Raw genomic sequence first — 15,238 nt, 5'->3', positions numbered from 1 at the left:
CGCGCGCGGATTCGGGCTGCGGAGTGTCATGGAGCGTCGAACGGTTCTGAAGGCGGGGCTTGCGGTGCTGGCCGCACCCGCGATCGCGCAGGGCTCGCGGCCGCTGCGCTTCGTGCCGCATGCCAATCTCGCCGTGCTCGATCCCGTGGCTTCGTCCGCCTACGTGACGCGCAACCACGGGTTCCTGGTGTGGGACACGCTCTACGGCCTTGATGGCGAGTACCGCGCCCGGCCGCAGATGGTCGCGGGCCACAGCGTCGAGGATGGCGGGCTGCGCTGGATCTTCACGCTGCGCGAGGGGCTGCGCTTCCACGACGGCGAGCCGGTGCGCGGCGTCGACTGCGTCGCCTCGATCCGCCGCTGGGCGGCGCGCGACGCGATGGGCGGGCGCGTCGCGGCGCTCGCCGAGGAGATCGCCGCCCTCGACGACCGCCGCTTCGCGATCCGGCTGAAGCGTCCCTTCGCCATGCTGCCCGACGCGCTCGCCAAGCCGGGCAGCATCGCCTGTTTCGTGATGCCCGAGCGGATCGCCGCGTCCGATCCGCACAGGCCGTTCGGCCAGGCCGAGGTGATCGGCTCGGGTCCGTTCCGGTTCCGCGCGGACGAGTTCGTCCCCGGCGCGCGCGTGGTCTACGAGCGGTTCGCGGGCTACCTCCCGCGCACCGAGGGCGAGGCCTCGTTCACCGCCGGACCCAAGCGCCCGCTCATCGATCGCGTCGAGTGGCGGATCATCCCCGATCCCGCGACCGCCGCCTCGGCGCTGCGCGCGGGCGAGGTGGACTGGTGGGAGCGCACCACCGCCGATCTGCATCCGATGCTGGCGCGCGAGCGCGAGCTCGTGGTGGCGATCCCGGATGCGCTCGGCTTCATCGCCACCTTCCGGCCGAACCATCTGCACCCGCCCTTCGACAACGCGAAGCTGCGGCGCGCGCTCCTGCCGGCGGTGAACCAGGCCGATTTCGGCGCGGCGGTGGCGGGCGCCGATCCGCGCTTCTGGCGCACCGGAGTCGGCGTGTTCGCGCCCGGCACGCCGCTCGCGACCGATGCCGGGCTCGAGGCGATGCGCTTCGACCTCGAGCGCGCGCGCCGGCTGGTCGCCGAGAGCGGTTATCGCGGCGAGCCGGTCGTCGTGCTCGCCGCGACCGACGTGCCGGCGGTGAATGCGATGAGCGAGGTCGGCGCCGACATGCTGCGCAAGGCCGGGCTCACGGTGGACTACCAGACCATGGATTGGGGCAGCGTGGTGCGCCGGCTCAACTCGCGCGAGCCGCCCGACCGCGGCGGCTGGAACGCCTATTTCTCGTCATGGGCGGGGCTCGACCACATCAATCCCGCCGGGCATCTGGTGCTGCGCGGCAACGGCAGGGCGGGCTTCATCGGCTGGCCGGACAGTCCGCAGATCGAGGCGCTGCGCGAGGCCTGGTTCGAGGCGCCGACGCACGAGGAGCAGAAGCGCCTCGCCGCCGAGATCCAGCGCCAGGCGATGCAGGACGTGCCCTACATCCCGCTCGGCCAGTACTTCCTGCCGATGGCGCATCGCCGCACCGTGCGCGGCGCGGCCCAGCCGGGCGGCATCCCGCTCTTCTGGGGCGTGACGATCGGGTGAGGGTTGCCGGCGGCGGGCTGCCTCGCCAGAGTCGACGCACGACGAGCCGCACCGGAAGGAGGGAGAACCACGATGAAGCGTCGCGATCTGCTGCTCGGTGCCGCGGCGATGGCAGCCTCGGCGGGGCTCGCGCGGCCGGCGATCGCGCAGCCGGCGGCAGCGCGGGTGCTGCGGATGGTGCCGCACGCCAATCCCGGCAGCCTCGATCCGATCTGGACCACCGCCTATGTGACGCGCAATTTCGGCTACCTGGTGTTCGACACCCTGTTCGCCACCAACGAGCGGCTCGAGGTCGAGCCCCAGATGGCCGAGGGCCACACGGTGGAGGACGACGGCAAGCGCTACATCATCACGCTGCGTGACGGCCTGCGCTTTCACGACGGCGAGCCGGTGCGCCCGGCCGACTGCATCGCCTCGCTCGAGCGCTGGTCGAAGCGCGACAGCATGGGCCAGCGCCTTGCCGCCCTGCTCGACGAGATGCGGCCGCTCGACGACCGGCGCTTCGAGATCCGGCTGAAGCGCCCCTTCAGCCTGCTCCTGACCGCGCTCGGCAAGCCGTCCTCGAACGTGCCGTTCATCATGCCGGAGCGGATCGCCAGGACCGATCCCTTCAAGCAGATCGAGGAGTTCGTCGGCTCCGGCCCGTTCCGCTTCAACCGGGACGAGTGGGTCCCGGGCAGCGTGCTGACCTTCGCGCGCAACGAGCACTACCGGCCGCGCAGCTCCGGCACCCCGAGCCTGACGGCGGGGCCGAAGGTCGTCCATCTCGACCGTGTCGAGTGGCGCGTCATCCCCGACGCCTCGACCGCGGGGGCGGCGCTGCAGGCCGGCGAGGTCGACTGGTGGGAACAGCCCAACCCGGATCTGATGCCACTTCTGCGCCGGCACCGGCAGATCGAGGTGACGACCCAGGATCCGGTCGGGCTTGCCGGGATCATGCGCTTCAACCACCTCCAGCCGCCGTTCGACAACGCGGCGCTGCGCCGCGCCATCGTCCCGGCGATCAACCAGATGGACTTCATGATCGCCGTGAACGGCACGGATCCGGCCGGCATCCGCACCGGCACGGGCTTCTTCGCCTCGGTCTCGCCGCTCGCCACCAGCGCGGGCGTGGAGGCGATGAAGGGGGATCTCGCCGCCGCGCGCGCCGCGATCAAGGCCTCGGGCTACAACGGCGAGCGGATCGTCATCCTTGGACCCACCGACATCAACGCCCCCAAGGCGCTGTCCGAGGTGACCCACGACCTGCTGCGCCGCCTCGAGCTGAATGTCGACTTCCAGGCGATGGACTGGGGCACCGTCGTGCAGCGGCGCAACAGCCGCGAGCCGGTGGAGCGCGGCGGCTGGAGCGTGCTCTGCACTGCCTTCGGCGGCTACGACTTCCTCGATCCCTCCGGCCACCTGCCGCTGCGCGGCAACGGCACGCAGGGCTGGGTCGGCTGGCCGACCAGCGCGCGCCTGGAGGAGCTGCGCGAGGCCTGGTTCGACGCGCCCGATCTCGCCGCGCAGAAGCGGATCGCGGCCGAGATGCAGGCGCTCGCCTTCCAGGAGGTGCCCTACCTGCCGCTCGGCGAGTACATCCAGTTCACGGCGCTCAGGCGCAACGTGCAGGGGATGCTGAAGGGGGTCCCGGTGTTCTGGAACATCCGCAAGGCGTGATCGGTCGCGGGGGGCGGCGCGGCGCTACCCTCTTGCGGCCGCCCGCGCGGACGCTAGGCTGCACGGCAAGCTGCGGAGGCACACGCGAACCGAAGCGGCAGAGCGTCGCGGACCGCGTGCGCAGGGGAACGCCGGTCCCGGACAACCGCAGGGAGAGCGGAGGGACCGAATGAAGCGACGGACATTCCTTGGAGCGGCAGCCGGGGCGACGGCTGCGGCGGCCAGCGGGCTTGCCAGGCCGGCCCTGGCACAGGGGGCGGCGCGCGTCCTGCGCTTCGCGCCGCAGGCCAACCTCGCCAACTTCGACCCGATCTGGGGCACGCAGTACGTGGTGCGCAACGCCGCGGCGCTGGTTTGGGACACGCTCTACGGCGTGGACAGCAAGCTCGCGCCGAAGCGGCAGATGGTCGAGGGGGAGGAGCACGACGCCGAGTTCAAGATCTGGACCTTCCGCCTGCGGGAGGGGCTGAAGTTCCACGACGGCGAGCCGGTGCGCGCCACGGACGTGGTGCAGAGCCTGTTGCGCTGGATGCCCCGCGATCCCATGGGCCAGCTGATCCGGGCGCGCATGGACGCGCTCGAGGCGGTGGATGATCGCACCTTCCGCTACCGCCTGAACAAGCCGTTTCCGAAGATGGTGTTCGCCCTCGGCAAGAACAACACGCCGATGTCCTTCATCATGCCGGAGCGGATCGCCCGGACCGATCCGTTCCAGCAGATCACCGAGATCGTCGGCTCGGGCCCCATGCGCTTCAAGCGCGACGAGTGGGTGCCCGGTTCGCGCGCGGTGTTCGAGCGCTTCGCGGGCTACGTCGCGCGCGAAGAGCCGGCCGACTGGCTGTCGGGCGGCAAGCGGATCCATTTCGATCGGATCGAGTGGCACATCCTGCCCGATCCGGCGACCGCGGCGGCGGCGCTGCAGAACGGCGAGATCGACTGGTGGGAGACACCGCTGCCCGACCTCGTGCCGATCCTGAAGCGCAACCGGAACGTCATGGTCGACATCGCCGATCCGCTCGGCAACATCGGCAGTTTCCGGCTCAACCATCTCCATCCGCCGTTCAACGACGTGCGCGCGCGCCGCGCGATCCAGATGGCGCTGAACCAGGAGGACTACATGCGCGCGATCGTCGGTTCCGACGATGCGCTGTGGCGGCGCCTGCCGTCGTTCTTCACGCCCGGCACACCGGCCTACACGGAGGCGGGCGGCGAGGTGCTGAAGGGGCCGCGCGACATCGAGGGGGCGAAGCGACTGCTCAGGGAGAGCGGCTATGACGGCCAGCCGATCACCGTGCTGGTGGCGCAGGATCAGGCGCCGCTCAAGGCGATGGGCGAGGTGACGAACGCGCTCTTGCGCTCGCTCGGCATGACCGTTGATTTCGTCGCCACGGACTGGGGCACGGTCGGCCAGCGGCGCGCCATGAAGACGCCGCCCGGCCAGGGCGGCTGGCACATCTTCCACACCTGGCACGCCGGTGCCGACTGCATCGCGCCCGCGTCCTACAATGCGATCCGCGGCAACGGCGACGGCGCCTGGTTCGGCTGGCCGACCAGCGCGAAGACCGAGGCCGCGGTCGAGCAGTGGCTGAACGCCGCCACGCCGGAGCAGGAGAGGGCGGCCTATGACGCGATCAACGCCGCGGCGATGGCCGATGTCGTCTATGTCCCGACCGGGTTCTATCTCGGCTACCAGGCCTGGCGGCGCAACATCACCGGCATCCAGAAGGGGCCATTGCCGTTCTTCTGGGACGTGAGGAAGTCCTGACAGGACGGGCGTGGACGGGGAGGTTCGCATGCGGCGCAGGACATTCATCGCCACGGCGGCGGCGACATTCGCGGCACCGCGGGTGCACGGCCAGGCCACCGCCACCCGCACTCTGCGGATCGTGCCGCAGGCGAACCTCACCAGCCTCGACCCCGTCTGGACGACCGCGACGATCACGCGCACGCACAGCTATCTCGTCTACGACACGATCCTCGGCGTGGACGCGAACTTCCAGGTCAAGCCGCAGCTCGCCGACGGCTGGCAGATCGAGGATGACGGCAGGACCTACATCTTCACGCTGCGTGAAGGCCAGCGCTTCCACAACGGCGAGCCGGTGCTGGCGCGCGACTGCGTGGCCAGCATCAGGCGCTGGTGGGCGCGCGACGGGTTCGGCCAGGAGGTCGCCAAGCGCCACGACAGCATCGAGGCGCTTGACGACAGGCGCTTCCGCATCAGGCTGAAGCGGCCCTTCTCGCATCTGCTCGCCGCGCTCGCGAAGCCCAATGCCAGTCCCTGCTTCGTGATGCCGGAGAGTGTCGCGAGCACCAGCGCCGACCAGCAGATCACGTCATGGATCGGCAGCGGTCCCTACCGCTTCCTGCGCGACGAGTGGGTGCCGGGCTCGCGTGCCGCCTATGCGAGGTTCGAAGGCTACGTGCCGCGCCGGGAGGAGCCGGAATGGACCTCCGGCGCCAAGCGCGCCAATGCTGAGCGGATGGAGTGGCACATCATCTCCGACCCCGCGACCGCAGGCGCGGCGCTGCAGTCTGGCGAGGTGGATTTCTGGGAGATCCCGCTGCACGACCTCCTGCCCGTGCTGCGTCGCAACCGCAACATCATCGTCGAGAACCGCGACACGATCGGCACCGTCGGAATGCTGCGGCTGAACCACCTGCATCCGCCCTTCGACAACCCCGAGATCCGCCGCGCCCTGCTGCTCGCGATCAACCAGGAGGACTACCTCAAGGCGGTGGTCGGCGACCATCCGGAGATGTTCAACGCCTCCTACAGCTACTGGACGCTCGGCGGACCGATGCACACCGAGGCGGGCGCGGACGCGCTGAAGGTGCGCAGCGTCGAGAGGGCCAAGGAGGCGCTGGCGAAGGCGGGCTACAGGGGCGAGCGGGTCGTCCAATTGCATGCGAGCGACTTCCCCACGATCGCGGCGCAGAGCCTGGTCACTGCCGATCTGCTGCGCCGCCTCGGCATGAACCTCGATTTCGTCGCCGCCGACTGGGGCACGGTGGTGCAGCGGCGCGCCAGCCGCGAGCCGATCGAGCGCGGCGGCTGGAACGTCTTCCACACCACCTGGGCGGGGCCCGACTGGATGGATCCGGCGGCCGCGGTCGGGATGCGCACCAACGGCCCGAACGCCTGGTTCGGCTGGCCGACCAGCGAGAAGATCGAGGCGCTGCGCGAGCAGTGGTTCGACGCACCGAACCTCGCCGAGCAGAAGCGGATCGCCACCGCGATCCAGGTCGAGGCCTTCCAGGTCGTGCCGCATGTGCCGCTCGGCCACTTCCTCTCGCCCTCGGCCTGGCGCAGCAACGTCACCGGCGTGCTGAGGAGCCCCGTGGTGCTGTTCTACAACATGGGCAAATCGGCCTGAGGGGAGGGCAGGACGGAGCGCGATCGCAACCTGATGATCGGACGGCGCGGCGCCGTCGGGCTCGGCGCGGCGGCGCTGGCCGCGGGCGCGCTCGCCGCGCCCGCAGTCCGCGCGCAGGCGGACGCGCGCACGCTCCGCTTCATCCCCCACGCGCCGCTTGCGAATCTCGACCCGATCTGGGGCACGCAGTATGTCGTGCGCAATGCGGCGATGCTGGTCTGGGACACGCTCTACGGCATCGACAGCAGGCTCGAGCCGAAGCCCCAGATGGCCGAGGGGCACGAGCGGTCGGACGACGGCCGCGTCTGGACGATCCGGCTCCGGCCCGGGCTCAGGTTCCACGATGGCGAGCCGGTACGCGGCACGGACGTGGTCGCGAGCCTGGAGCGCTGGATGGTGCGCGACCCGATGGGGCAGTCGATCCGCGCGCTGCGCACGGAGCTCAGCGCGCCGGACGACCGCACGATCCGGCTCGTGCTTGCCGCCCCGTTCCCGCGGCTCCTGCTGGCGCTCGGCTCGATCGGCGCGCCCTGCGCCTTCATCATGCCCGAGCGGATCGCGCGCACCGATCCCTTCGTGCAGATCGACGAGGCGGTCGGCTCCGGCCCGATGCGGTTCCGCAAGGACGAATGGGATCCCGCCGCGCGCGCGCTGTTCGAGCGGTTCGACGGCTACCAGCCGCGCGACGAGCCGCCCGACTGGACCGCGGGCGGGAAGCGCATCGCCGTCGACCGCATCGAGTGGATCGTCCGCACGGACCCTGCCGCGGCGGTCGCCGCCCTGCAAGCGGGCGAGATCGACTGGTGGGAGCAGGTCGCGCCCGATCATGCGCCGGTGCTGCGGCGGGACCGGCAGATCGCGATCGACATCGCCGACCCGATGGGCAATATCGGCAGCCTGCGCTTCAACCACCTTCATCCGCCGTTCAACGACGTGCGCGCCCGCCGCGCGGTCGCGATGGTGGTGGACCAGGCCGACTACATGCGCGCCGTGGTCGGCGACGACGACGTGCTGTGGCGCCGGGCGCCGTCCTTCTTCACCCCGGACACGCCGCTCTATTCCGATGCGGGGGGCGAGATCCTCTCCGGTCCGCGCGACCTCGAGGGGGCCCGCGCCCTGCTCGCGCAGAGCGGCTACGATGGACGGCCGATCACGCTGCTGGTGGCCGAGGATGTCGGGCCGCTGAAGGCGATGGGGCAGGTGACGCACCGGCTGCTGCGGCAGCTCGGCTGCGTGGTGGACTACGTCGCGACTGACTGGGGCACGGTGGCGCGCCGGCGCGCGGTCAAGGCTCCACCCGCCGAGGGGGGATGGAACATCTTCCACACCTGGCACGCCGGCGTGGACTGCGCGAGCCCGGCGGGCTACACCGCGATCCGGACCAACGGGGATGACGCCTGGTTCGGCTGGCCGAGCGATCCGGAGATCGAGCGGCTGCGCGGGGTCTGGTTCGCGGCGACCACGCCGGCCGAGGAGAAGGCGGCGGTCGCGGCGCTGAACCGGGCCTCGATGGCGTTCATGACCTGGGTACCGACGGGACTGTTCATGGCCTATCAGGCATGGCGCCGGACGGTCGGCGGGATCGTCAGGGCGCCGCTGCCGCTGTTCTGGGGTGTCACGAAGGCATAAGGGGCGGGGAGCTCTCGATCAACGATGCTGGCCTATGTCGCGCGGCGGATCCTCTCCACCATTCCGGTGATGCTGGTGGTCGCCTTCGTCGTGTTCTCCATGCTGATCCTCTCGCCGGGGGATCCGGCGGCGGTGATCGCAGGCGATCAGGCGACCCCCGAGGATGTCGAGCGCATCCGCGCCGCGCTCGGCCTCGACCGGCCCTTCTTCGTGCAGTTCGCCGAGTTCCTCTGGCGGCTCCTGCATTTCGACCTCGGCACCTCGATCTTCACCAACCTGCCGGTCAGCCACATGATCGCCCAGCGCATCGAGCCGACAGTCGCGCTGATGGTCTTCACCATCGTGCTGTCCGTCGCCATCGCCGTGCCGCTCGGCGTGATCGCGGCCTGGAAGGCGGGAAGCTGGATCGACCGCGGGGTGATGATCTTCGCCGTGTTCGGCTTCTCGGTTCCGGTCTTCGTGGTCGGCTACCTGCTCGCCTACATCTTCGCGCTCGAACTCGACTGGCTGCCGGTGCAGGGCTACACGCCGATCGCGCAGGGTTTCGGTCCCTTCGTTGAGAACCTCGTGCTGCCCTCGATCGCCCTCGGCTCGGTCTACATCGCGCTGATCGCGCGCATCACGCGCGCGACGATGCTCGAGGTGCTGGCGCAGGACTACATCCGCACGGCCAAGGCGAAGGGGCTGGGCACGCGCGACGTCCTGTTCCTGCACGCCCTGAAGAACGCCGCGGTGCCGATCAGCACGGTGGTCGGCATCGGCATCGCGCTCCTGATCGGCGGCGCGGTCGTGACCGAGAGCGTGTTCGCCATCCCGGGCCTCGGCCGCCTGACGGTCGATGCGATCCTGCGGCGCGACTATCCGGTGATCCAGGGGGTCGTGCTGCTGTTCAGCTTCGTCTATGTGCTGGTGAACCTGCTGATCGACCTGCTCTACACCGTGTTCGACCCGAGGATCCGCTATTGAGTCCCGACACCGCCATCGCGGCCGCGCCCGCCCAGGTCGAGATCTTCGCGCCCGAGACGCCGCGCGGGCGCATCCGCACCTTCATCCGCCGCCACCCCTCGATCGTGCTCGGCGGGGCGCTGCTCGTCACGATGATCGTGATCGCGATCACCGCGCCGCTGCTCTCCTCGGTCGACCCGCAGGCGCTCGCACCGGCGCGGCGGGTGCGCCATCCCTCGGCGGAGTACTGGTTCGGCACCGACATGCTCGGCCGCGACGTCTATACGCGCGTGATCTACGGCACGCGCGTCTCGCTGATCGTCGGCTTCGCGGTGGCGGTCCTGTCCTCGCTCCTCGGCCTGGTGGTCGGGCTGGTGTCGGGCTTCATCCGGATGGCCGACGGCGTGATCATGCGCATCATGGACGGACTGATGTCGATCCCGCCCATCCTGCTCGCGATCGCGCTGATGGCGGCCACGCGCGGTTCGGTGCAGAACGTGATCATCGCCATCACGATCGCCGAGATCCCGCGCGTCTCGCGGCTGGTGCGCAGCGTGGTGCTGTCCTTGCGCGAGCAGCCCTTCGTCGAGGCGGCGATCGCCGCCGGCACGACGACCCCGCGCATCATCCTGCGCCACATCCTGCCGAACACGCTGGCACCGCTGACCGTGCAGGCGACCTATATCTGCGCCTCGGCCATGATCATCGAGGCGATCCTGTCCTTCATCGGCGCCGGCACGCCGCCGATCATCCCGTCCTGGGGCAACATCATGGCCGAGGGGCGGGCGCTCTGGCAGGTGGCGCCCTACATCGTGTTCTTCCCGGCGCTGTTCCTGTCGCTCACCGTGCTGGCGGTGAACCTGCTTGGCGACGGGCTGCGCGACGCGCTCGACCCGCGCCTCGCGAAGCGCATCTGAGGGGAGAAGGCGATGGCCGAGCGTCTGCTCGAGATCGAGGACCTGCGCACCCATTTCCGCACCGTCGACGGGACGGTGCGGGCGGTCGATGGCGTCTCCTTCCACATCGATGCCGGCGAGACCCTCGCGGTGGTCGGCGAGTCCGGCTGCGGTAAGTCGGTCACCTCGATGTCGATCATGCGGCTTATCCAGGAGCCGCCGGGGAAGATCACCGGCTCGGTCCGCTTCAAGGACCGCGACCTCCTGAAGCTGACCGAGAAGGAGATGCGCGCGATCCGCGGCAACGAGATCAGCATGATCTTCCAGGAGCCGATGACGTCGCTCAATCCGGTGCTGACCGTCGGGCGGCAGATCGGCGAGACCCTGAAGCTGCACCAGGGGATGGACGACAAGGCGGCCGAGGCGCGCGCGATCGAGATGCTCGAGCTCGTGCACATCCCCGAGGCGCGCCGGCGCGTGAAGGAGTATCCGCACCAGCTCTCGGGCGGGATGCGCCAGCGCGTGATGATCGCGATGGCGCTCGCCTGCAACCCGCAGCTCCTGATCGCCGACGAGCCGACCACGGCGCTCGACGTGACGATCCAGGCGCAGATCCTCGACCTGATGCTCGAGCTCAAGAAGAAGGTGGGGGCGGCGATCCTGCTGATCACGCACGATCTCGGCGTGGTCGCCGAGATGGCCGAGCGGATCGTCGTGATGTATGCCGGGCGCAAGGTCGAGGAGGCGCGGGCGCGCGACCTGTTCGCCACCCCGCGCCACCCCTACACCCAGGGCCTGCTCGGCGCGGTGCCGAAGCTCGGCTCATCGCTCGAGGGGAGGGGACGCACCCGGCTCTCGGAGATCCCCGGGATGGTGCCGAACCTGAAGAGACCGATCGAGGGCTGCGCCTTCGCCAGCCGCTGCCCGAACGTCACCGAACTCTGCCGCAAGGTCGCGCCGGCGGTCGAGGCGAAGGCTCCCGGGCATCTCGTCGCCTGCCATCACGCACCGCGCGAGGCGATCGCCGCATGACTGCCCCTCCCGCCGCCCGGACCGACCGTCCGCTGCTCGAGGTCAAGGACCTCAAGAAGCACTTCCCGATCCGCACCGGCTTCTTCGCCGGCATCTCGGGCTACGTCTATGCCGTCGATGGCGTGTCGTTCGCGATCAGGCGCGGCGAGACGCTGTCGCTGGTGGGCGAATCGGGCTGCGGCAAGTCGACCGTCGGGCGCACCGTGCTGCGCCTGCTTGAGCCCACGGCAGGCGAAGTCTGGCTCGACGGCCAGCGGATCGACGACATTCCCTTGCGCCGCCTGCGCCCGCTGCGCCGGCGCATGCAGGTCGTGTTCCAGGACCCGTTCTCGTCGCTCAACCCGCGCCTGAAGGTGCGCGAGATCCTGGCCGAGCCGATCACCAATTTCGGGCTCGCCAGCAGCGCCTCGGAGCTCGACGACCGGATCGCCGACCTGATGGACAAGGTGCGGCTGCCGCGCGACGCGGTGAACCGCTACCCGCACGAGTTCTCGGGCGGCCAGCGCCAGCGCATCGGCATCGCCCGCGCGCTCGCCCCGGGTGCGGATCTGATCATCTGCGACGAGGCGGTCTCAGCACTCGACGTCTCGGTGAAGGCGCAGATCGTCAACCTGCTCTCCGACCTGCAGGACGAGCTGGGCCTCAGCCTGCTGTTCATCAGCCACGACCTCGCGATCGTCGAGCACATCACCCATCGCGTCGCGGTGATGTATCTCGGCAAGATCGTCGAGATCGCCGACAAGCGCACGCTGTTTGCCGCGCCCAAGCATCCCTACACGGAGGCGCTGCTCTCGGCGGTGCCGGTGCCCGATCCGACCACCAGGCGCAACCGGATCATCCTCACGGGCGACGTGCCGAGCCCGATCCGCCCCCCCTCGGGCTGCCGCTTCCACACCCGCTGCCCGCACGCCTTCGACCGCTGCAAGGTCGAGGAGCCGGCGCTGCGCACGGTGGCACCGGGCCAGGTCGCCGCCTGCCACCTGCACGATCCCGCCGCGCAGCCGGTCGCCCGCGCCGCTTGACGGCGGGCCGTGCGGCTGGCGAGACTTGCGGCAGGAACGGACCGGGCCCGTGCAGCCGCGCGGGCTCTTTCGCGACAGAGGGGAGACGTCGGATGCCCAAGGTCTCGCTGACCGTGAACGGCAAGCCTGCCAGCGCGGAGGTGGAGAATCGGACGCTGCTGGTCGAGCTGCTGCGTGAGCACCTGCGGCTGACCGGCACGCATGTCGGCTGCGACACCAGCCAGTGCGGCGCCTGTGTCGTGCACGTGAACGGCGCCTCGGTGAAGTCCTGCACCATGCTCGCGGTGCAGTGCGAGGGGGCGGAGGTCGTCACCATCGAGGGGCTCGCCGCGCCCGACGGCACGCTGCATCCGATGCAGGAGGCGTTCCGCGAGTACCACGCGCTGCAGTGCGGCTTCTGCACGCCGGGGATGGTGATGAGCGCGATCGACCTGGTGCAGCGCAATCCCCAGGGCCTCTCCGACCGGGAGATCCGCGAGGGGCTCGAGGGCAATCTCTGCCGCTGCACCGGCTACCACAACATCGTCCGCGCGATCGCGGCCGCGCAGCAGGTGATGCACGGGAAGGTGAAGGAGCTCCCGCGCGCGGCCGAGTAGATCGCGCGCCCGCGCGCCCGGAGGCGCGCCAAGAACCGACGGAAGGCGGCGCTCGAGGCAGCGACGCGACAGGGACGACAGGAGCGTTCAGATGGGGTTCGAGGGCATCGGCGCAAGCGTGAGGCGGCGCGAGGATCTGCGGTTCGTCTCCGGGCGGGGCACATACACCGACGACATCAACCGCCCAGGCCAGCTCTACGCGGTGATCCTGCGCAGCCCGCACGCGCACGCACGGATCAGGGGCATCGATACGGCGGCAGCCAAGGCAGCGCCGGGCGTCGCCGCGGTGTTCACCGGCGATGAGATGGCGGCGGACGGCGTCGGCGGCCTGCCCTGCGGCTGGCAGGTGAAGAACAAGGACGGCACGCCGATGGCCGAGCCGCCGCACCCGGTGCTGGCGGTCGGCAAGGTGCGCCATGTCGGCGATCCGGTCGCCGTGGTGATCGCCGAGACCAGGAGCCGCGCGCGCGACGCCGCCGAACTCATCAGCGTCGACTACGAGGTGCTGCCCGCCGTGCCGACGCTCGAGGCGGCACAGAAGCCGGGTGCACCGCTGGTGCATGACGGGGTCGCCGGCAATATCTGCTACGACTGGCATCTCGGCGACAAGGACGCCGTCGATGCCGCCTTCGCCAAGGCGCACAAGGTGGCGAGGCTCGAACTCGTCAACAACCGCCTGATCCCGAACGCGATGGAGCCGCGCGCCGCGGTCGGCGAGTTCGACCCGATGTCGGGCGAGTACACGCTCTACACCACGAGCCAGAACCCGCACGTGATCCGCCTGCTGATGGGCGCCTTCGTGCTGCACATCCCGGAGCACAAGCTCCGCGTGGTCGCCCCGGATGTCGGCGGAGGGTTCGGCTCCAAGATCTATCATTACGCTGAGGAGGCGATCGTCACCTGGGCCGCGGGCAAGCTGAAGCGCCCGGTGAAGTGGACGGCCGACCGCGCCGAGAGCTTCATGTCGGACGCGCATGGGCGCGATCACGTCACGGTCGCCGAGATGGCGCTGGACCGGGACGGCAGGTTCCTGGCCCTGCGCGTGCGCACCCAGGCCAACATGGGCGCCTATCTCTCCACCTTCGCGCCCTGCGTGCCGACCTATCTCTACGCCACGCTGCTGGCCGGCGTGTACACGACGCCCGCGATCTACGCCGAGGTGAAGGCGGTGTTCACCAACTCGGTGCCGGTGGATGCGTATCGCGGCGCGGGGCGGCCGGAGGCCACCTTCCTGCTCGAGCGCCTGGTCGACATCTGTGCCCTCGAGATGGGCATGGACCGGGTTGAGATCCGCCGCCGCAACTTCATCCCCGCGAGCGCCTTCCCCTACCAGACCCCGGTCGCGCTGCAGTACGACAGCGGCGACTACACCGCGACCCTGGACGCCTGCCTGAAGGCCGCCGACTGGGCCGGGTTCGAGGCGCGCCGGGCGGAGGCCAAGAGGCGCGGCAAGCTGCGGGGGATCGGCATCTCGACCTATATCGAGGCGTGCGGCATCGCGCCCTCGGCGGTGGTGGGCTCGCTCGGTGCACGTGCGGGGCTCTACGAGGTCGCGAACATCCGCGTCAATCCGACCGGCAGCATCACCGTGTTCACCGGCACGCACAGTCACGGCCAGGGCCACGAGACCACCTTCGCCCAGCTCATCGCCGACCAGTTCGGCGTGCCGATGAGCCAGGTCGAGATCGTGCACGGCGACACCGCCCGGATCCCGTTCGGCATGGGAACCTACGGGTCCCGCTCGATCGCGGTGGGCGGGTCGGCGATGGTGAAGGCGGCCGAGAAGATCATCGCCAAGGGCAAGCGCATCGCGGCTCATCTGCTGGAAGCCTCTGCCGACGACATTGAGTTCAAGGACGGCAAGTTCCAGGTCGCCGGCACCGACCGCGCCAAGACGCTCGCTGAAGTGAGCCTCGCGGCCTACGTGCCGCACAACTACCCGATCGAGGAGCTTGAGCCCGGTCTGGAGGAGACGGCGTTCTACGATCCGAAGAACTTCACCTATCCGGGCGGCTGCCACATCTGCGAGGTGGAGATCGATCCCGATACCGGTGTGGTCGAGGTCGTGAACTTCACCGCCGTGGACGATGTCGGCCGCGTGATCAACCCGATGATCGTCGAGGGGCAGATCCAGGGCGGTGTCGCGCAGGGGATCGGCCAGGCGCTGCTCGAGACCTGCGTCTACGATGCCGACGGCCAGCTGCTCTCGGGCAGCATGATGGACTACACCATGCCGCGCGCCGACGACCTGCCGAACATCACGGTCGGCACCGCGATCACGCTCTGCACCCACAATCCGCTCGGCGTCAAGGGCTGCGGCGAGGTGGGCGCGATCGGCTCGCCTCCGGCGGTGATCGGCGCGGTGGTCGATGCGCTGAAGGACTACGGCGTGCGCCACCTCGACATGCCGGCGACACCGCACAGGCTCTGGCAGATCATCAACGCCAATCGGCCCCGCATGGCGGCCGAGTGAGGGGAG

Annotated in this window: 11 protein-coding genes; all 11 read left to right on the top strand. The window is 70.0% G+C overall.

Annotated features, from left to right (window positions below; translation table 11 throughout):
- Positions 1-28: 28 nt before the first annotated feature.
- The 11 genes from FK498_RS01945 (at position 29) to FK498_RS01895 (ending at position 15,232) form a co-directional block, all read left to right on the top strand.
- Entirely contained in the window at positions 29-1,606 is a 1,578-nt protein-coding gene (locus tag FK498_RS01945) for an ABC transporter substrate-binding protein (protein WP_202614706.1), read from the top strand.
- Positions 1,607-1,678: 72 nt separating this feature from the next.
- A complete protein-coding gene (locus tag FK498_RS01940; RefSeq protein ID WP_141851128.1) occupies positions 1,679-3,265 on the top strand; it encodes an ABC transporter substrate-binding protein in 1,587 nt (528 codons plus the stop codon).
- Between the two features lie 169 nt (positions 3,266-3,434).
- On the top strand, positions 3,435-5,030 hold the full coding sequence (locus FK498_RS01935) for an ABC transporter substrate-binding protein (RefSeq protein ID WP_141851127.1): 1,596 nt from the start codon (positions 3,435-3,437) through the stop codon (positions 5,028-5,030).
- A 28-nt stretch (positions 5,031-5,058) separates the two neighbouring features.
- Positions 5,059-6,639 (top strand): ABC transporter substrate-binding protein, encoded by a 1,581-nt coding sequence (locus FK498_RS01930; protein ID WP_237560801.1) that lies wholly within the window; start codon positions 5,059-5,061, stop codon positions 6,637-6,639.
- A 33-nt stretch (positions 6,640-6,672) separates the two neighbouring features.
- Entirely contained in the window at positions 6,673-8,268 is a 1,596-nt protein-coding gene (locus tag FK498_RS01925) for an ABC transporter substrate-binding protein (RefSeq protein ID WP_141851126.1), read from the top strand.
- Between the two features lie 24 nt (positions 8,269-8,292).
- The gene (locus FK498_RS01920; RefSeq protein ID WP_141851125.1) at positions 8,293-9,234 is read left to right on the top strand and encodes an ABC transporter permease; all 942 of its coding nucleotides are present in this window, start codon (positions 8,293-8,295) and stop codon (positions 9,232-9,234) included.
- Positions 9,231-10,130, top strand: a complete 900-nt coding sequence (locus FK498_RS01915; protein WP_141851124.1) for an ABC transporter permease — start codon at positions 9,231-9,233, stop codon at positions 10,128-10,130. Before FK498_RS01920 ends, FK498_RS01915 begins: the two co-directional genes overlap by 4 nt.
- A gap of 12 nt (positions 10,131-10,142) precedes the next feature.
- Complete coding sequence (locus FK498_RS01910; protein ID WP_141851123.1) at positions 10,143-11,141, top strand: ABC transporter ATP-binding protein; 999 nt, start codon at positions 10,143-10,145, stop codon at positions 11,139-11,141.
- On the top strand, positions 11,138-12,163 hold the full coding sequence (locus FK498_RS01905; RefSeq protein WP_141851122.1) for an ABC transporter ATP-binding protein: 1,026 nt from the start codon (positions 11,138-11,140) through the stop codon (positions 12,161-12,163). Before FK498_RS01910 ends, FK498_RS01905 begins: the two co-directional genes overlap by 4 nt.
- Before the next feature lie 92 nt (positions 12,164-12,255).
- Positions 12,256-12,759: a (2Fe-2S)-binding protein gene (locus FK498_RS01900; protein ID WP_141851121.1), complete on the top strand. Its 504-nt coding sequence runs from the start codon at positions 12,256-12,258 to the stop codon at positions 12,757-12,759.
- Between the two features lie 91 nt (positions 12,760-12,850).
- Positions 12,851-15,232, top strand: a complete 2,382-nt coding sequence (locus FK498_RS01895) for a xanthine dehydrogenase family protein molybdopterin-binding subunit (RefSeq protein ID WP_141851120.1) — start codon at positions 12,851-12,853, stop codon at positions 15,230-15,232.
- The last annotated feature ends 6 nt before the right edge of the window (positions 15,233-15,238 follow it).

It is taken from the genome of Elioraea sp. Yellowstone, from assembly GCF_006704265.1.
In the GTDB taxonomy this organism is placed as follows: Bacteria; Pseudomonadota; Alphaproteobacteria; order Acetobacterales; family Acetobacteraceae; genus Elioraea.
The sequence above is the reverse complement of the archived record's forward strand: the minus strand, read 5'-3'. Positions and strand labels throughout refer to the sequence as shown.